General features: G+C 39.9%; 14 protein-coding genes. 5 read left to right on the forward strand and 9 right to left on the reverse strand.

Annotated features, from left to right (window positions below; genetic code table 11):
- Nucleotides 1–149: 149 nt before the first annotated feature.
- Nucleotides 150–1013 carry an RNA polymerase sigma factor RpoD/SigA gene (locus LBH98_04895; GenBank protein MDR0304093.1) on the reverse strand — a complete coding sequence of 288 codons (864 nt, stop codon included), beginning with the start codon at nt 1011–1013 and terminating at the stop codon, nt 150–152.
- A 240-nt stretch (nt 1014–1253) separates the two neighbouring features.
- On the opposite strand from LBH98_04895, the gene LBH98_04900 reads away from it, so the two are divergent.
- The 4 genes from LBH98_04900 to lpxB all read left to right on the forward strand — a co-directional run bounded on the left by LBH98_04900 (nt 1254) and on the right by lpxB (nt 7401).
- On the forward strand, nt 1254–3182 hold the full coding sequence (locus LBH98_04900; protein MDR0304094.1) for a DUF1538 domain-containing protein: 1929 nt from the start codon (nt 1254–1256) through the stop codon (nt 3180–3182).
- Nucleotides 3179–4297 (forward strand): hypothetical protein, encoded by a 1119-nt coding sequence (locus tag LBH98_04905; GenBank protein ID MDR0304095.1) that lies wholly within the window; start codon nt 3179–3181, stop codon nt 4295–4297. Before LBH98_04900 ends, LBH98_04905 begins: the two co-directional genes overlap by 4 nt.
- 20 nt (nt 4298–4317) lie before the next feature.
- On the forward strand, nt 4318–6099 hold the full coding sequence (locus LBH98_04910) for an LPP20 family lipoprotein (protein MDR0304096.1): 1782 nt from the start codon (nt 4318–4320) through the stop codon (nt 6097–6099).
- Between the two features lie 186 nt (nt 6100–6285).
- Entirely contained in the window at nt 6286–7401 is a 1116-nt protein-coding gene (gene lpxB, locus LBH98_04915) for a lipid-A-disaccharide synthase (GenBank protein ID MDR0304097.1), read from the forward strand.
- Nucleotides 7402–7403: 2 nt separating this feature from the next.
- Here lpxB and LBH98_04920 read toward each other — a convergent pair whose 3' ends face one another.
- Together LBH98_04920 and LBH98_04925 are read right to left on the reverse strand one after the other, a co-directional pair.
- Nucleotides 7404–8132 carry a class I SAM-dependent methyltransferase gene (locus tag LBH98_04920; GenBank protein MDR0304098.1) on the reverse strand — a complete coding sequence of 243 codons (729 nt, stop codon included), beginning with the start codon at nt 8130–8132 and terminating at the stop codon, nt 7404–7406.
- Nucleotides 8133–8135: 3 nt separating this feature from the next.
- Nucleotides 8136–9152, reverse strand: a complete 1017-nt coding sequence (locus tag LBH98_04925; protein MDR0304099.1) for a hypothetical protein — start codon at nt 9150–9152, stop codon at nt 8136–8138.
- A 305-nt stretch (nt 9153–9457) separates the two neighbouring features.
- Here LBH98_04925 and purB point away from each other — a divergent pair, with 305 nt between their 5' ends.
- Nucleotides 9458–10882, forward strand: coding sequence for an adenylosuccinate lyase (purB, locus tag LBH98_04930; protein MDR0304100.1), 1425 nt, complete (start codon nt 9458–9460; stop codon nt 10880–10882).
- 4 nt (nt 10883–10886) lie between these two features.
- Here purB and LBH98_04935 read toward each other — a convergent pair whose 3' ends face one another.
- From LBH98_04935 to LBH98_04960, 6 genes are all read right to left on the reverse strand, one after another.
- Nucleotides 10887–11108 (reverse strand): DUF2892 domain-containing protein, encoded by a 222-nt coding sequence (locus tag LBH98_04935; protein ID MDR0304101.1) that lies wholly within the window; start codon nt 11106–11108, stop codon nt 10887–10889.
- A complete protein-coding gene (locus LBH98_04940) occupies nt 11098–11847 on the reverse strand; it encodes a hypothetical protein (GenBank protein MDR0304102.1) in 750 nt (249 codons plus the stop codon). Before LBH98_04940 ends, LBH98_04935 begins: the two co-directional genes overlap by 11 nt.
- Nucleotides 11848–11939: 92 nt before the next feature.
- Nucleotides 11940–13376, reverse strand: a complete 1437-nt coding sequence (gene rpoN / locus LBH98_04945) for an RNA polymerase factor sigma-54 (protein MDR0304103.1) — start codon at nt 13374–13376, stop codon at nt 11940–11942.
- Between the two features lie 29 nt (nt 13377–13405).
- Entirely contained in the window at nt 13406–14842 is a 1437-nt protein-coding gene (gene purF / locus LBH98_04950; protein MDR0304104.1) for an amidophosphoribosyltransferase, read from the reverse strand.
- Between the two features lie 196 nt (nt 14843–15038).
- The gene (locus LBH98_04955) at nt 15039–15581 is read right to left on the reverse strand and encodes a hypothetical protein (protein MDR0304105.1); all 543 of its coding nucleotides are present in this window, start codon (nt 15579–15581) and stop codon (nt 15039–15041) included.
- Between the two features lie 158 nt (nt 15582–15739).
- Nucleotides 15740–18958 (reverse strand): Ig-like domain-containing protein, encoded by a 3219-nt coding sequence (locus LBH98_04960; GenBank protein ID MDR0304106.1) that lies wholly within the window; start codon nt 18956–18958, stop codon nt 15740–15742.
- Between the last annotated feature and the right edge of the window lie 382 nt (nt 18959–19340).

Here is a 19340-nt window from a genome sequence, read left to right on the forward strand (position 1 = left end):
ATCTTTAGAATCTCCCTAAATTTATGCTCTGAAATTCTTGAACGAATTATATATTTGTTTTCCATTGTCCCTCCTAGTATTACAACAAAATAATTTTTGTTTAACTAGGATTGAACCTATAATTTTTAATCTTGAACCTAATTTTAATATTAATATATCATAATATTACGTATAAGTTTTTGCGCTTTTTGGGAACGACGTAATTTTATCAACGCTCCGTCTTTTAACTGACGAACTCTTTCACGGGTAATATCCATTTGCTGCCCGATTTCTTCCAAAGTATAATGCGTTTCTTCACCTATTCCGTAATATTTGCAAACGACCAAATATTCTCTTTCGGTAAGAAAATCACGCATAATTTTGCACATCTCGGACGAATTGGAATTTTCAAGCGCCCTTTCATCGGTATCTTCTATCGACTCGTTCACAATCGTATCAAGAAGTATGCCGCCGTCATCGCGCAAAGGCGCGTCAAGCGAACGGTGTCTTCCGCTTATTTTCATTGAATTTATAACATCGTTTTCCGACATTCCCATCGCTTCCGCTATTTCGGCGTTCGTAGGATTGCGTGAATATTTTTGCATTAACTGTTCGCGTGTTTTACTTACTTCGTAAATCGTTGCGACTCTGTTCAACGGAACTTTTACGATACGTGAGTGGTCGGCAAGTCCCTGTAAAATCGCTTGACGAATCCACCAAACCGCATACGAAATAAATTTAAATCCTTTCGTTTCGTCGAATCTTCTTGCTGCGCGGATAAGCCCTAAATTACCCTCGTTAATCAAATCCGATAACGCAAGTCCTTGATTTTGATAGCCTATTGCAACGCCGACGACAAATCGCAAATTCGCTTTTATCAAACGTTCCTCCGCAGACCTGTCCCCCGTTCTTATTTCTCTCGCGGTTTCTTTTTCTTGATCCGGCGTTAAAGGATTATATTTTGTTATATCTTTAAGATATAATTTCAAACTCTCTTCATCGGTCGATATGCTGTATTTTTCCGAGCCGGACACATGGACCTCCTTGTAAAATGTTTTCTCTTTAAACGTTTTGCGGGCAAAATAATTTTTTTCCAAACGGTTTAGCGTATTTTTTTTACATTTAGTTAAATTTTATTGTTTTCTCGTCAAAAATCATTTTCAAATTAAATAAATTTATCCGTTTTTATATGTTTATCTGATTTTTATCTTTAATATAACGGGAAATTACGTATTTTATCCAACATATTTTAGTTTTATAGACACGGCGGATTTATGCGTAAAGTTAATATTTCTTTGCAAAATGTATTTTCTTTAATCTTTAATTATGTAAAAAATAAGATTTTAATACAATTCAAGGCTGTTATTTTTGTAGTGCTTTATTTGGCGTCGTTCCAATTGCTTGTTCTAAAAGCGCCGATAGCCGACGCACTTGCGGTTACGGGAGGAATAATCGTCGTCGCTATAGGTCTTGCGGCGTTTTTAGAAGGATTGTTCCTGTCTATTATGCCGCTTGGAGAAATGTGCGGACGAAATATCCCTGGCAAAATGAAACTTTACGCAATTGTAGCGTTTTCGGTAATTTTGGGTGTTACCGCCACTCTCGCCGAACCGGCAATAGGATTTTTGAAAGCGCAGGGTTCTTCCATATCGCCTTGGCGAGCGCCTATGCTTTACTACTTGCTCAACGCCGGAACAAACATGACGATTGCCGCAGTCGCTTTGGGAATAGGGCTTTCGGTTTTGTGCGGTGTAATAAGGGCGTTGCATCTGTTATCTTTAAAACCTTTTATTTTTTCGATTATCCCCGTCATGCTCGTTTTAACTTATTTCATAGGAAACGATCCGCGTATGATTTCAGCGGCGGGACTTGTTTGGGATGTAGGCGGAGTCGCAACCGGACCGGTTACCGTTCCGCTTATTTTGGCGCTTGGGCTCGGAATTTCGGCAATGAACGGGAAAAATAACAATAAAAGCGGCGACGGATTCGGCGTCGTAATGCTTGCCTCGGCGCTTCCCGCGCTGATAATGATGATTTTGGTGCTTGTTTTGAGCGGACAAATGCCGCAAGCGTCAACACCCGAGCGATTTTTTTCCGAAAACAATAAAACGTACGCAATGAAAGTTCTTGGAATTAACGACTATCAAAAATTTGAAGAAATCGCCGTATTGGCAAAAAGCGACACAGGCGATGTAATGACAAAACTATCGCCTGAACACGAAGCAAACATAATCAGCACGATAATTGACGCGATAAAAGCGATTTTACCGTTGTCGATAATTCTTTTAGTAGTCTTAACTCTTTTTATGAAAGAGAAAATTAAAAATAAGGACGAAGTGTTTTTGGGAATTATCTTGTGTCTTGTAGGACTTGCGCTATTTAACGGCGGAATGCTGCGAGGATTGCAATCACTCGGTTCACAAACAGGAGAAGCGCTCCCAAAAGCATACAAAGAAGTCGCTCGTCTCGATAAAATGGAAACATTTGCCTGCATCGACGAATCAATTATAGTCAAAGCGATTAAAAATCACGGTTCTATTGTAGAAATGATGCCTGTTTCCAGAGAAAACGGAAAATTAGAATACATTCCTTTCAATCGAGAAAAATACGACTCGGAAACGAAAACATACGAATATATTCCGGTCGATAAGCCGCTTTGGGCTAAAAACGCTTCGCAAATAGGATACATCATCATTCTGTTGTTTATGTTCGTTATGGGAATCGGCGTGACACTTGCCGAACCGCTCCTTTACGCGATGAGTTTACAGGTTGAAGAGATGACCGGCGGTTCTTACAAAAGCAAAATGCTGATTTATATTGTCGCCGCAGGAGTGGCAATCGGTATAGCGGCCGGATTTGCGAGAATTTTATACGATTTTCCGACAATGTATCTTCTTGTTTTTGCTTACAGCTTAGCGCTGATTGCGACAATATTTTCCGACGATGAATTCGCTTCTATCGCTTGGGACAGCGGAGGCGTCACAACCGGACCGATAACCGTTCCTTTGGTCATCGCTACAGGAATGGGAATAGGATCACAAGCCGGCGTTGCAGATTGTTTCGGCGTAATCGCTTCGGCTTCGGTTTTTCCTATAACGACCGTTCTTATTTCTGGAATAGTGATTAAACTGCTTAACAGGGCTCCGGCTAAAAAGGACGATAAAAACGAGGTCTATGAAATTATAGGAGGCGCGGAAATATGAAATCAATGCAAGTCTCAAAAATAACTTTAATTATCGACAGCGACTTCAATAAAAAAGTTCTTGAATTGCTTCCAAGTTGCGGAATTTTAGATTTTTACAGCGCAGTCGGACGGCAAAATTTTTTGAGAAAGGCGATTAGGTTTATAAATCCTTTTACCGAAAGGTATATGGTTTTACCGCGTCAAAGCGATATTTTCAGGTTTTACGTTCCAAATATTTACGAAAAGAGCGTTCTTTCCAATATTTCTGAACATCTCGCTCTAAAAACTTCAGGAAACGGAAGCATATTTGCCGAAAACGCCGAAGTTTTTGTAAAAAATCAAAAATTATACGACGAAGAACTTTTAAAGAAACTTCCACTGCGCGAAGAAAACAATTTATTTGATTATACCTTGGTCGAGGCGATAGTCCAAAGAGACAGTGCGGACGCGATTTCAAAAAACGTTCTGGAAATGGGTTACGGCGTACCGGCCGTTTGTTTCGGCGAAGGAATAGGGTTGCGACAAAAACTCGGACTTTTGAGGATAGTCGTTCCGGCTAATAAAGAAATCATGTTTTTTATAGTGCCGCCGCCTAATACGCAGTCGCTCATCGACGTAGTGAAAAAATCTGCGCAACTTGATACGCCCGGACAGGGAGTTATTTTGGCGGAGAGCGTCAGGGCTATGAACGTGAATATTCGCATCCATCTTGAAACGCAAAGACACGCAGCGACTATGGATCAAATAATAAATTCCATAGACATTATGCACGGTTCAACCGATTGGCGTTCGTCGGCTAAATCCGCAAAGACGATTTTGAAAGGCGGCGAAAAACATTACAGATTTGTGCTTATCACAGAAGAAGATTCGCTTGAAGAAACTATTAAAACGGCGTTGGAAGCGGGAGTCGGCGGCGCTACAAGCGTCGATTATAACGGACATTTTTATGATACGGAAGAAAAAAAATTGCTTTCATATCAAACAAAAGAGGGCTGCGAAATGATTGTAAAAGAAGAAAACAAAAAAAATGTTTTGAAGGCGATTGAAGAAAGCGATTTTTACGGCGGAGAAAATAAAGGTATTTTAGAAATTGTAGACGTCGGTTATTTTTATATATCCGGAAAGAACGGTTAACTTTAAAAAGGCGGTTTAATATGAAAAAGATTTTTTTGTTTTTTGTGGTTACGGCGATTTTGTTCGCTCAACCGATAAAAGACGACGAATGGATAGAAAGCGGACAAATGCTGCGCTTTCCCGCAAACAAATATTTCACGGCGGTAGGAATCGGAAGCAATGAAAAAAACGCGGCTGAAAATGCGGTGGTAGAAATTCAAAGACAAATTTCCGCGACGGTAAAATCCGAGCAGATTTCCAAAGAATTTTCGCTTTTAACAAACAAATCATCGACAGATACGTCCCTTTTGAGTATTAGAAGCAAGTTTTCTGTCGCCGGCGATATTGCGGGGGTAGAGATAATCGCAACTTCTACGCGCAGAGATAATTTTTACGCGTTTGCCGCTTTAGAAAAAGAAAAATTTATTTCTTTGCAAAAATTAAAAATAACGGAACTGCAGGACGAACTGATTAAAACATACAGCCGCGCAAACAAAGCGATTTCAGAGAAAAAAGTCGCCCTTGCAATTTCGCTTTTAAATTCCGCCAACGAAAAAATCACCGCAATCCGTTCGGAGAGAATACTTTTATCTGCGGCGACGGTTCTGACGGAAAATGAAGAAATTCCCGTCTCAAAAGCGGATATCGATATAAAGCTTGCCGAAATGGCAAACTCCATTAAAATAATTTCGGCGGCCGGAGACAAACAAACGACGTTTACGGGAGAGGCGCCTACAGAACCTTTTACGGTAATAGTTACGGCAAACGATCAGCCGATAGAAAATCTCGCAATTGCTCTTTTTGACGAAAAAAACAAAAAAGTCGCTTCGGCGTATTCCGACAACGACGGAACGGCATATTTATTTTTGGACGAAAAGTCTCCGTCTGTCGTAGGAACATATAAATATAAGGCGAAATTTGACTTGCCGAATATGCAAAATTTGACGCCTGTAGATTTTTCATATTCCGTAAAAATGCGTCCGATTTCAATTTGGGCGCAAATTTCAACGTCAGTTTCACCGGCGCTGCATTCAGGAATTTTGGAAATTGAGCGATCGGCTAAAGAAATGCTCGCGCAGCACGGCATTTTAGACGACAGATGCGGATGCGTAAAAATTTCCGTTTTGATTTCCGATATTCAGAAAGAGGCGATCGAAGGTGTATCGGCAACGCGTTCGTTTGTCCGTTGTGACGCCGTCGCTCAAATCATTCTTTCCGATAATAACGGAAAACAATTGTACTCCGCAAATACACATCGATTGGGAACGGGAAAAGACAGGTTTTCCGCCGTCGCCGACGGGCTTAAAAAAGTACAGCTTGGAGAAATTTTGAAAGATATTCAAAACGCCGTGCAAAATTATGATTCTCAAGAAAAGAAAAAAATGTCGGATAAATCGCAAATTTATCAAGAAAAGAAAATAGTAGTATTTCCGTTTATATATCGCGGATTCGGAGGATATTGGCTTTCCACAAATTATGAATCGCTTTCGACAATGATTACTACCGCGCTTGTTAACACAAAAACGTTCAAGGTTTTGGAATACCGACAAGCGGAAGCGTCAAACACCTATGGAAGGTATGACAATCCCGAAATCGAACAGGCAAAATTTTTGGGAGCGGATTGGATTGTTACAGGAAACATAGCGAGAGGCAACGACATAGTCGAAGTCGATATTCGTATCGTTGACGTATTAACTTCACAGATTGTCGCGTCCGTCAGCGCACAAGGAAAAAATATCTATGATTTTAGAGATATTTCTGAAAAACTTATAAAAAAGTTAGATATCGATCTGCCGAACGAAGGCGGTACTTGCTGCAAATGAATCTCCCCGCAGCAAGACTGCGGGGTATCGCTTCAGGAATAATTTTACTTTTTTATCGCCGCAAGCGGCGGGGAATTTACCCACAGAAATTAAAATCATAATAGGATTTTTTGATGAAGATTGTATATGATTCCCGCATAAATATAATGTATATTTTGCCGAAATACCAAAATAAAGGAATTGTCGATGAAAATTTTCTTTTCGGCGGGTGACGCCAGCGGCGATGTAAATACCGCAAAAATTATCGCAAAATTAAAACAAAAATATCCGGATATTCGATTCGGGGGACTTGGAGGTCCCGCTATGAAGAAAGAGGGATTTACCGGCGATTTTGAGTTTTCAAAATTTAATAAAATGGGTTACTGGGAAGTTTTAAAAAATCTTTTGTTCTTCTTTATGTCGCAAAAAAAATTTATAAAAAAAATGAAAGACGAAAAGCCGGACGTTTTAGTCTGTGTAGATTTTTCGGGATTTAATAAAAAACTTGTAGTCGAGGCAAATAAAAAAAACATTAAGGTTTTATGGTTTATCGCTCCTATGATTTGGGTTTGGAAAAAGGAAAAATATATTAAATTCTTTCAAAAACATAAAGCGCATATCGCATGTATTTTTCCTTTTGAGCCGAACCATTGGAAACCGAGAATAAATTCTGTAAGTTTCGTGGGAAATCCGCTTTTGGAAAATTTTGATTACTTTTCGCTTCCCAAAAAAACACAGGGGGATCTGCAAAAAAATTTCACTTTGGCGCTAATTCCCGGAAGCAGAGAGCAAGAAGTAAAAAAAATGCTTCCGTTTATGATAAACTGCGCTTTGATTCTTAAAAAAACTTATGAAAATATCAGAATTATTATTTCAAAAACGGCTTATATACCGGAAAATCTGTACGAAACCGCAAATAAATCTTTTGAGTTTGAGGCGGATTTTAATAAAATTTTACAAACGGCAAGCGCCGCGCTTGTCACTTCGGGAACCGCTTCTTTGCAAATAGGGCTTGCCGCGATTCCGCATATAGTTTTATATAAAACATCGCCGCTTTCATATTTCATTTACAAAGCCGTCATACGAAAAAGAGAAATCGTTATCGGACTTTCAAACATTGTCGCAGAAAAAAGGATTGTCACGGAATTTATTCAAGATAAAATGATAACGGAAAACGTTGTTACGGCTTTGAAAAAACTTATTGAAAATTCGGAAGAATACGAAAAAATCGCACGGGATTTGCAAAATTTGCGTTTTTTATTCGGCAACAAAAAAACGAGCGAAGAAATTGTAAAGTTAATTGCCGAAATGGTTGACGAATAAGATTATTCGGCTTTTCTCACTAAACCGAATAAATAACCGATATACTTAAATCCTTCCTGACGATAGAAAATATCCATCTCTTTATGAAAGAATTTTTTTACCCGAACGTCTGCAAAAAATCCTGTTTGATCTTCAAGACGGCGGGACATGTGAGCGTAGTAATTATCCCATCCGCTTTGCGGAACAAGCGTCATTAGGTGAATATCAAAACCTGCCGACTTAAAAAGTTTCCTGTACCCTGATTCGTTTTCGTAGCAAAATCTCGCATTATCGTAAATATTAAGAATTTCAGCGGGAATATTTTCTTCATTTACAAGTAAAATCAAATCCGAAAACGCCATCCAACCTCGCGGAGATAAATAATCGTTAATCAGGTTTATACTTTTTTGTCTGCCCAGCATTGTCAAAATTCCGCCTTCGGCAAGGACCAAGTCAAAGTTTTTTTGGGGAATGAACTTTTCTTCAAGTATGTCGCCTGTTAAAAAAGTGATGAGATGACTTATTTTTTTTTGCTGCGCCGCTTTTTGCGCTATTTCAACATTATCTTTGTTTACATCTATCGCAGTCGCTTTGCAGCGAAATTCCGAAACGATATTGCAAACGCCGTCGCCGTATCCGCAGCCTATGTCCAAAATATTACTTGCCGGCGAAATTCCCGCAAATCTCCCCGCAACAAGAGTGTATTCCTTTCCTGCAGGCGACGTGTAATTACTTTTTATGTCTGTTACCATAATCTATCGCACTTTCATGTACAATACAACTGTAAAAACCAACAGAATAAATGAAGTTATATGAAATCCCCAAGTAATTTTTGAATCTATTTCTTTGTTTTGTAGTTTTCTCGCGATTCTTTTAAGCGTTTCATCCGACAAATTATCACAATCTTTTAGTTCCGCTCTAATATCGTCTTTTTTATCGAAAATCTTTTTTTCTCTCATTAAAAACTGAAAATGATGATGAATCGGCGCACATTTGAAAAATCGCTTTCCTTTCGTTATTTTGAAATACGCCATTTGAAAAAAACTCGACATAAATTCCACTATAAAGACAAACGCTATAATAGGAATAAAAAATTCCACTTTGAGCAGAACGAAAAGCACGCCTAAAAACCCGCCTAATCCGATTGAACCCGAATCGCCCATTATTATTGAAGACGGCGGAGAATTGAACCATAGATACGCAAACAGAACGCCGACGGCGGCGCTGATTACAGGAACGACTTCAACGATTGCGATATTGTTTGAAAATGGAACCAACAGATATTTACTCCAGTCTGACCTTGAAACAATATATGCGACAATTGCGACAAAAACGAAATTCGTAATTAACGGTATTATCGCTAAAGTATCCAAACCGTCGGTGAAATTCACGCCGTTCGCCACAATCGCAATTGTAAACGTCGCTATAAATACAAACTCCCAAAAAGACAAGTTAACGTTTGTTTTGGAAATAAAAGGAATCGTTATATCTTTGTTTATATCGGGAATAAATTTATATATGAAAATTGAAACTACAAACGCGATTATCAAATACAAACATAATCTAAGCGGTGCAGAAATTCCATCGGATTTGTATAAATATGATTTTTTTTCAAGTTTTCCGCAGGCAATCTTTTTTTTACTTTTTATTTTTACTACATCATCGACAAAGCCGATAATTGCATATAAAACATAAACTGAAAGAGTGAAAATTACGATAGTATTAAATCTTGCGGTGATAAGCGAAACGATAAGAATAACGAAAACAAACAAAAACCCCGCCGGTTGAACAGGAGGTGTTTTCCCTTTCTCCAATTCAGAGTTGAAATCCTTTTTCCTCAAATATTTTATAAACGGCGGAAACAAAATTATTCCAAATATAAAAGATAAAACTAAAGCCGATCCGGCTGCGAAAATACGACTGTTGAACATGTACAAATATATATTTTGATAAAGAAAATCTATTAGCATTAAAAAATTACCTTTCGAGACAAAACTCCCATAAAATAATAAATTGCCGTATATTAATACGAATTTAATGTATTTTTGCGGGAAGTAAGCGGAAGTACGGAGAAATTTTGAACAAAATAACAAATGTTTTGGCGAACAGATACGCGTCCGAAGAGATGAAACGAATTTGGTCGGACGAAGGAAAAGTTGTCTTGGAAAGAGAACTTTGGATCGCCGTTATGAAAGCGCAAAAAGAATTAGGTTTGGATATTCCTCAAGAAGCGATTGACGCATACGAAAAGGTTAAAGACGCCGTTAATCTCGAAAGCGTTTCGCAAAAAGAAAGAGTTACAAAACACGACGTAAAAGCGAGAATTGAAGAATTTTGCGAATCCGCGGGATTTGAGCATATCCATAAAGGGATGACAAGCCGAGATTTAACCGAAAATGTCGAACAACTGCAAATTTTCGAGTCGCTGAAAATTATGCGCGATAAAACGATATGCGCACTTATAAAAATGTCTCAAAAGTCAAAAAAATATCAAAAATTGATGATTACCGCTCGAACTCACAACGTCGCAGCGCAACCGACTACCTTAGGCAAACGAATCGCTATGTTCGGGCAAGAACTGCTTTTGGGATTGGACGTCTTAAACAGGGTTATTGAAAATTATGCAGTTAGAGGGATAAAAGGCGCGGTCGGAACACAGTTAGATCAATTGACGCTCTTTAACGGAGACAAATCAAAAGTCGCAAAATTAGAAGAACTAATTGCAAAACATCTTGGAATTTCCAAAATTATAAACGCCGTAGGACAGGTTTATCCGCGTATGCTGGATTACGAAGTCGTTTCCGCTCTTTATCAATTGACCTGCGGAGCGGGAAGCTTTTGTACAACGCTTAGAATTATGGCTGGAAACGAAACGGCAGGCGAGGGTTTTGCCAAAGGACAGGTAGGCAGTTCCGCTATGCCGCACAAAATGAACAGCCGTTCTTGCGAACGGGTAAACGGACTTCGCATTATTTTGTCCGGATATGTTACTATGCTTGGCGCTCTTGCCGGGAATCAATGGAACGAAGGCGACGTTTCGTGCAGCGTTGTGCGCAGAGTCGCGTTACCGGACGCTTTTTTTGCTGCAGACGGGCTTTTTGAAACGTTTTTGTCGATACTTAATCAGATGGAAGTTTTTGCGGCGGTAATTGAGCGTGAAAACAAATATTATTTCCCGTTTCTTTCAACAACCACGATTCTTATGGAAAGCGTGAAAAAAGGCGTAGGAAGAGAAATCGCCCATGAAATTATTAAAGAAAACGCGGTTTCTACTGTTAATGATTTACGGAACGGAAAAATATCAAAAAACGACTTGCTTGAACGATTAGCGTGTCATAAAGAATTAAACCTTTCAATCGACGAATTAAATTCCGTAATCAATAGGGGAGAGGAATTAATAGGTTCGGCGAAAGAACAGGTCGATAAATTTATAAAGCAAGTCGAAATTTGGAACGAAAAATTTCCGAAAGCAAAAAATTATCAGGTAAAACCTATACTATAAAAAATCACTCCGTATCTTCTTTTACCTGTCCGCAAGTATTGAATCCGAACAGAATGTAAAGCGGACACCAGCCGAAGATTGTCGTAATCGCCATCGCCGTCGCAAAAAACAGACAGAAAATTTTTGCAGTTCCTTGAACAAAGAATATCGCCGTTATATATAGAATTACAACTATAAATACGCGTATAATCCGGTCTGATTTCCCCTCGTTTTTTTCAATTTTCACTTTTACACCGCCTGAAAATATATTCCGCTTCTCCGCTTACCGTAAGCGGAATAATCGTATTAACATAAAAAGACTCAATCAATTCCCGATCGATTTTTCTCCTGAATTTCGACGTGTATGCCGACTGAATTTTATTACATTTTTGGGCGACCCTCGCCGCAATTTTTTTTTCGACTTCACGGCGAACAAGTAATTTCTTTACCTCGTATTCACCGATTTTCGCCGCTTCAACGTACGCTTTGGGATTTGCCGAAAACTTACTTTCGGCGACGTAAAAAGAGCCGTAATGAATTCTTTTTGAAATCGCAACAAGCGCCGAAACGTCCGCTTCCGCGGCGCTTCCGTATTCACCGTCATCGCCGGCGTCACAAAAATCGTTAACAAAATCGCCGTAATGTTCTTTGATTTTCGCCGTTAAATTTATGTTTTTCAAAGCGTCCTCGCATAAGGTTTCTTTTTCGTGAGCGACTCCTATGTCCGCAGTCCAGGTCGTAGATTCAAAAAACGGTTTTTCTTCGGCGGTCGTAAATCTTCCCAACTGTGCAAAAACCTGTTCGATGAATTTATGCATATAGTCTAAAAGCGAGACCCCTTTTGTTTGACTGGGAAGCAAAAATGCGCCTTTTAAATAAATTGCCGAATTTAATTTGTACTGCGCTCTATCCAGAATCCGAAAAATTATCGTTTCTTCAAGCGCTTCAAGGCGGTCGGCGACAATCGCCAAGTCAAACTTATTCACAAAATCTCCTTTTGCTTTTCGTAATACGGCGACAAAATAATAATTATTACGCTGTCGCAACACACTAATTTTCAAGTTTTATAAAAAAACGCCTAATCATATTTCTTGCGTAATCGCGCCGACGGATATTCCAATTGTTCGCGATATTTTGCGACGGTTCTTCGCGCAACCGATAAACCGAGTTCGTTAAGATCGTCAGACAACTGCTGGTCGGATAGAGGTTCAATTTTATCTTCGCCGTCGATTAACTGTTTTAATTTTTCTTTGATTTTTCTCGTTGAAACATCGTTGCCGTCATTGTTTTGCTTAAACGTTTCCGAGAAAAAATACTTTAACTCATACGTTCCAAAAGGCGTAACGGCAAATTTATTATTAGTCGCTCTGCTTAGAGTCGATTGATGCAAACCGGTATCGTTTGCAATATCGGAAAGGTTAAGGGGAAGCAAATATCGTTCTTTTTTTGTCATCGTAAAAAAACATTTTTGCCGTTTAATAATCGCATCCATTGTCATGAGCATAGTTATTCTTCTTTGCTCAATCGCGTTTATAAGCCAATTTATGCGATTATATTTTTCGCGAATAAAATTTTTTGTATTTCTGTCCGCTTTAAATCGTCTTTTCAACATATCCGAATACTGCTGGTTTATTTCCAAATTCGGCAAAAATTCATCGTTTACCGCGGTTTTCCATTCACCGTCTTCATAACGAACAATTAAATCGGGAACTATAATTTCATTACCGTTTTCATATTCGTTCTTGACGGCGGGCGATAAATTAAGAGTTTTTATTATTTCAAACGCTTCTTGAACTTGCGACGGCTCTATTTCATACTTTCTGGCAATCGTAGTAATTTTCCCATGGGTGAAAAAATCCCAGTAGTTTTGGATAATTTTATAGGGCAAATCACTGTCGTCATAGCCTAATTTATCAAGCTGTAACAGTAAGCATTCTTTAATATTCGCCGCACCTATTCCCGCCGGTTCGCAATTTTGAAGCGCCTCTACCGCCTTTTCTATAGTTTGATAATCCGCCCCGAAACGGTTTTTTACGTCTTCATAATCAATATCCAAGAATCCTTTTTCATTCAACTCGCCGACTAAATAAAACGCAATTTTTTGAACGTCTTTCGGCAAATTCATATCCAGAATTTGTTCGTTTAATTTATCTTCAAACGTTTTGGAATAAGTTCGCAGGCTTTCGGCGTAATTTCGCTTTTCCTCGTCGTACGTTTCATCGCTTCGCAGTTCGTCTCCGTATTCAAACCCGTCTTCTAAGTAGGATTGGCTGTCTATTTCGTTTTCTTCTACGCGAAACTCTCCGTCTTCGTCTTTTACTCCCGCATAATCTTCATTATCTATATTTTTTTCTTCTTGCGAAACCTCAAGAAGCGGATTTACTTCCATTTCCTGACGAATATACTGTTCTAACTGCATAGCGTTTTGCTGAATAATATTCATCATCTGTATCATTTGTGCGGTTTGTATTTGTTTTTGTTGCAGCCCTGCTTCTAATCCAAACGCTAAATTCAAAATTTATCCTCGCAAAATTAAATTTTACATTAGTAATTACACCCCATCGGCTGCCCGTCAACACAATCTTTTATGGAAACCGGATAATCGCCGTTGAAACAAGCGCAGCAGAAATTTTTTCGTTTTTCTTTGGGTAAAACCGAAAGCATTCCGTCTATTGAGAGGTAGTGCAGTGAATCCACTTTAAAGTATTCGCGAATTTCTTCGATTGTTTTGTTGTTTGCAATAAATTTTTCTTTTATCGACATATTTATTCCGTAAAAACAAGGAAAAATTACGGGCGGCGATGATATTCGCAGGTGAATTTCTTTCGGTCCCGCCGCTCTGATAAGTTTCATAATTCTTCGCATAGTCGTCCCGCGAACGATCGAATCGTCCACCACAACTATAATTTTGTCTTTTAACTGCGAAATTATTGGATTAAATTTAACTTTAACGCTGAAATCGCGCTTGTTCTGCTCAGGATGAATAAACGTTCTGCCCGTGTAATGGTTTCGTATAAGTCCCAATTGATAAGGAATTTTCGCACCCTCTGCATAACCTAAAGCAGCCGCTGTCGCCGAATCCGGAACACCCATCACAAAATCTGCGTTTTTGGGGATTTCATATTCTTTCGCCAATTGTTTTCCGAACGCTTTACGAACGTCATCGACGCTGTTTCCGAAAACTATGGAATCCGGACGCGAAAAATATATGTGTTCAAAAATACAATGAGCGTACCTTTTCACTTTTTGAGGAAGTATCCAAAGCGTTTCCAACCCTTTGTCGCTGATTTTCATCACTTCGCCGGGCTTTACATCACGAATTAATTCCGCTCCTATTAAATCAAACGCGCACGTTTCCGACGCAATCACAAAACTTTCACCCAATTTTCCAACGGAAAGCGGACGAACGCCGTAGGGGTCTCTTGCCGCAATCATCGCATCCTTTCCCAAAAACAATACCGAAAAAGCGCCTTCGACGGCGGCAAGCGAATCGCGTATCATTTCGGCGATAGTCGGCGATTTTGAACGTGCGACCAAATGCATTATCACTTCAGTGTCGATAGTCGTTGTAAAAATAGAACCGTCGTTTTCCATTTCGCTTCGCAATTTGGCGGAATTTGTCAAATTTCCGTTATGTGCAGCCGCTAACTGACCTGCCTTAAAGTTTATCAGAACCGGCTGCGTATTCGCCAATAAAGAACCGCCGGTAGTAGAATACCGATTATGTCCGATAGCATGTTTTCCTACTAAACTATCAAGAATTTCGCGGCTGCCAAACACTTCACGAACCAACCCCATTCCCGTATGACGATACAATTTTTCATTATCCGAAGAAACAATTCCCGTGCTTTCTTGACCTCTGTGCTGTAAAGCATAAAGCCCCAAATACGTAATAAACGACGCTTCGGGATGGTTAAATATTCCAAAAATTCCACATTCTTCGTTCATTTTATCATCGTCAAAAACGCTGTTTTCAATCATTTTGTCCGCTCTGCTTTCCAAAATTTTTCTCACTGCACACTAAAATACTTTATTTACAATATTAAATATCCGTATTTGTTTTAATTGAATATCTTTTACGGATTTTTGTAAACAACATAAAATACTATAAATTCCGCAAAAACAAAACGGAGCGCAAATCTCTCTGCACTCCGTCGTTTATTCAACTCGGAATTATTCAATAAACTTTCAGATTTTCATCGTCTATTTCTACAGCGTCGCCGACTTGACGGATTATTCCTACTCCGTAAACTTTCGCTTCTTCAATTACGCTTTTATCAAACGAAAAACCCGCCGCTCCAAGATATAATTCGTAGTTCTTATAGATGGGAAAATATTCACGAAACTGAGACGCTTTATTTAACGCTATTTCTTTAATAAAATTCGGATGTATTCTGTTTTTCGCCTCAATAATCGCCACTGATTTACCGTTAACCAAAACACTGTCAAATTCCGCTGATTTCCCTTTTTTGTTATATTCCAAATTAGAAATCATATAGTCATACGTTTCTTTACCGAAAGATAATTTCTTTTTGAATACGTTTTGAAAATACTGCTCTGCGTGATAACCGATATTGTTGTTTACCCCGTTCACTATTTCGTCAAGCCGGTCTAATTTTTTGTCGGTTTTCTTTTGCTGCTCTCTCAACTCCGCAAAACCTTTAGCATTCTCTTCCATCAACGCTTCAATTCTGTCTAACCGCTCTCTCCACTCTTCCATAAATTTTCACCTATCTTTAATGTTACAATACAAATATACAATTTGCCGCAAAAACAAAACGGAGTGCAAATCTCTCTGCACTCCGCTTATTATTTAGACTATAAACCTTCAACCGTCATATTCCGACCGCATCAATGGTTAATACAAAGGAAACACTGCTATTTTACCTCAATATCATAATTCCTGACAAACGGCTGTCCCTCTGTCAATCCGTTTTCTATCGTCGCAGTAATGAAAACTTTACCGGGTTTGTCAAACGTAAACGACATATCCCCGTTGGAACTAACAGTCATTGTTACATCGGCCGTACTCCATAATATATCCTTATAGGTAGCGTTAGCCGGATATACTGTCGGGTAAAGGTTACTCAAAACAAGAGTTTCTCCAAGAGTATACGATAAAGGAAATAATTTGTCCGCAGTTCCCATAAAGTGTATCTCGGTTACCGGTGTATAGGCGATGGCACCCTGCACTGAAACACCCCACGTTTGCATAAAATACGATCCCCCAAGTTCGCTCCCGTTTACTATTGATGCGGTAATTGTGACAAGTCCCTCACCCTTATCAAACACAAGATCTTGTGTGAATGGGTTATAGGTGCATGCTCCATCAAACACCCAACTTATATTCTTATTCGTAGCGTTTGAAGGAAACACCGTAGCAATGTTATTCATATTAAACGGAATCAAACTTCCGGGCGCAGCAATTTTCGGAATACTGTTTGCCACAATACTGTCCACCGCAACAAACTGACTGTTGGCGTTAGGCATTACCTGAACAGTCCAACCCAGGACGTAATCCTGTCCGGGCGCATATCCGTCTTTTATCATTGCAATAACCGTAACAGCCCCGACATTACCAAACACCATCATGCCGTTTGTGTTTATCGTCGCCATTTCACCCACAACACTCCACTCTATCTTTTGATTGGTAGCGTTTTGCGGAAGAACCTTAAAGCCGTTACTAAGCGGAATCCCCGCTCCGACAACAACAGTCGTCGGGAAAGTTCCGTCGATGTTTGTTACCGCAACAAAACCGTCGCAGTCCTTGCAAGGCTTATCTTCGCCTTCATCCGAAACAATAATCGTAAAGATTTTGGTATATGCCTGTCCAGGCGCTCTTCCGTTTGCTATGGTTGCAGTAATCGTATATCTTCCCGCCTTGTCGAACGCAACGGTAAGGTCGGAAGTCATTGTCAAACCCTGACCGGCTGTCCATACAATATTCTTGTTCGTAGCATTTGAAGGGAAAACTTCGGGAGCAAGTTCGTTGATATTCGCCTTAGTTCCCGCGTCAACAATAATAGAATCGGAGAACATCATAAACACAATATCATTCACCGCAACAAAGTCGCCTGTGCTTTCGTTACCTACAACCACTTCCCATCTTTGAACATAGTCCTTAATGGAAGCAGTAACAGTACCGTCAGGGTCTTTCTCGGTTACTACCACGCCGCGTTTTATCGTTGCCGTAATCGTAACAGTCCCGACATTATTAAATACCATCATACCGTTTGCGTTTATCGTCGCCATATTTCCATCGGCATTCCACTCTATAGTCTTGTTCGTGGCGTTTTGCGGAAGAACCTTAAAGCCGTTACTAAGCGGAATCCCCGCTCCGACGACAACATACGACGGAAAACCTCCGTCAATATTTTCTACCGATACGAAGTCAACGTTACCGCAATCTTCGCAAGGCTTTTCTTCTACTACCTTAATCATAAACGTTTTGGTAAACGCCTTGTTTGTACCGGCGCCGTTCGCTATTGTCGCAGTAAGCGTAAACGTTCCTAATTTATCAAACGAAACATCAAGATTCGGCGTAAGCGTCAAACCCTCGCTTGCCGTCCAGACTATTGTTTTGTTCGTAGCGTTTGCAGGAAGCGCTGTCGGCTCAAATTCGTTTATGTTTCCTTTCGCTCCCAAATCAACAATAATAGTATCGGATATATCTCCCGTGTCATAACCGCCAAGAATTATATCCGTAACAGCGACAAAAACCGGAACATCCTTTGTTATAATTACCGTCCAAGTTTTAACATAATCGCCGTTACTTACCGTGCCGTCCGCTGTCGTCGAAGAGTTCTGCGACTTGCCGCCCGCTATCGTCGCCGTGATTGTCGCCTGTCCTTCGCTGTCGAATATAAAGCCCGTCGTAACTCCGTCTTTGGTAATTGCGCTTGCTCCCGTCGCTCTCCACAAAATAGTTTGCTTTGTCGCATTCTTCGGGAAAATAACCGCCTCATAAAGGTCAAACGTTATTTGTGCGCTTGGTTTTAAGTATTGCGGAATCGCAAGCACTATAGAATCTACCGCTACAAACTCGTCTTTGCCGACTACTCTAACATTCCACGTTTGAGTATAAGCCTGATCCTTCGCCTTGCCGTTTGCTATCGTCGCCGTAATTGTCGCCGTTCCCACAGTGTCGAAAGTAACTTCTCTTCCAAGTGCGTCAATGCTTGCTTTGGTTACACTCCATACTATCTTTCTGTTGCTTGCGTCAAAAGGAGTAACGCTTGCCAAAAGAGAAATCTTGCCGCCTACATTAATTGATGACAAAATATCACATTTTATTCCGCTAACCGCTACAAACGACGGCTGTGTAATAACTGTTTCACTTGTGTCTGTTGATTCTAAAACTTCTTCCTTTTCCGACTGTGAATAGCAAAACTCTTTAATTAAAGAATCCGGCAGATCGATAGTCGCGCTTCCGCTCTTAAGTTGAAACTTTCCCGTCGTTACGGCTTTGCCCGAAACTCCGTTTTCAATCTTTCTTGAACATACTACGTTGTCAAAGACTATCTCGCCCTTAAACTTTCCGTTAAATCTTATCGTTCCGTCACACTGCTCTATTCTGTTAACGCCGCCGTTTTGGTTTTTGGTTTCGGCGTTAAAGTAACTGACCGAGCCGCCAAGATACAGACTGTCAACGTTTGAATAGTCGAAAAATTCGTTGGCTATGCTTTCGTAACTGTATTTGTCTACTTCAAGGTCTCCGCCTTTTTCGTGGACTACTCGAACACCTCCGTAAACGTCTCCGTAACCTATGTAGGTGCGTTTAGAGTCGTTAGCCGCACGCGTGTTTCCCCCTCTAACAGTCGGAATAAACGCCGAGCCTTTCAACGCTTCCATATACAAATCGACAAAACCGTTGTCAATGATGTCTTCAAACTTTGTGCCGATAATCGGTACCGTTTGAATGTCGTCGCCCTGCGAAAGTTCTCCGACGCCTTCCGGAACTACCGCAGTGATGTTGTCGGGAATTTTGACTTCGCTGGCGCTTTTGTCCCCGTCGTCTTTACTGCATCCTACCATAATAAGCGCCGCCGTAAAAAACGAAAGTACAATTCCCATAAAAACCGTTTGTTTGTTCTTCATAAAAGAACCTCCTTAAAAAATTAGTTAATTAGTATGGCTATAACTTATAACTTTTCTTTCTTTCGTATTTTCTTGTGGATTGCTTTGTCGTTAACGCTTCTCGCAATGACGCGCTGTTTTTGTGTTACAGTTATTTTAGTCATTGCAAGCGTTGCGAAGCAATCCTGTCGCAACGTAAAAGCGTATATTTTTCGATAATATTTTTGTGAATGGTAATTTTCTTGTGTTGTTGAAAAAAGGCGTTCTAAAAAAGGAAAAGTGTAAATTCTTAAAAAAAGGGACGCTAAAAATCGGCGAAATTTATTCCCGAAGACCGAAGACCGAAGACCGAAGACCGAAGACCGAAGACCGAAGACCGAAGACCGAAGACCGAAGACCGAAG

The sequence above is a fragment of the Chitinispirillales bacterium genome (assembly GCA_031254455.1).
Lineage (GTDB): Bacteria > Fibrobacterota > Chitinivibrionia > Chitinivibrionales > Chitinivibrionaceae > WRFX01.

What these genes read in the sequence shown, in the direction of transcription:
- LBH98_04920 (MDR0304098.1), bottom strand. Translation starts at nt 8,132, where the DNA reads ATGGTAACAGACATAAAAAGTAATTACACGTCGCCTGCAGGAAAGGAA.
- LBH98_04960 (MDR0304106.1), bottom strand. Translation starts at nt 18,958, where the DNA reads ATGAAGAACAAACAAACGGTTTTTATGGGAATTGTACTTTCGTTTTTT.
- LBH98_04900 (MDR0304094.1), top strand. Translation starts at nt 1,254, where the DNA reads ATGCGTAAAGTTAATATTTCTTTGCAAAATGTATTTTCTTTAATCTTT.
- LBH98_04905 (MDR0304095.1), top strand. Translation starts at nt 3,179, where the DNA reads ATGAAATCAATGCAAGTCTCAAAAATAACTTTAATTATCGACAGCGAC.
- lpxB (MDR0304097.1), top strand. Translation starts at nt 6,286, where the DNA reads ATGAAAATTTTCTTTTCGGCGGGTGACGCCAGCGGCGATGTAAATACC.
- LBH98_04955 (MDR0304105.1), bottom strand. Translation starts at nt 15,581, where the DNA reads ATGGAAGAGTGGAGAGAGCGGTTAGACAGAATTGAAGCGTTGATGGAA.
- LBH98_04910 (MDR0304096.1), top strand. Translation starts at nt 4,318, where the DNA reads ATGAAAAAGATTTTTTTGTTTTTTGTGGTTACGGCGATTTTGTTCGCT.
- purF (MDR0304104.1), bottom strand. Translation starts at nt 14,842, where the DNA reads ATGATTGAAAACAGCGTTTTTGACGATGATAAAATGAACGAAGAATGT.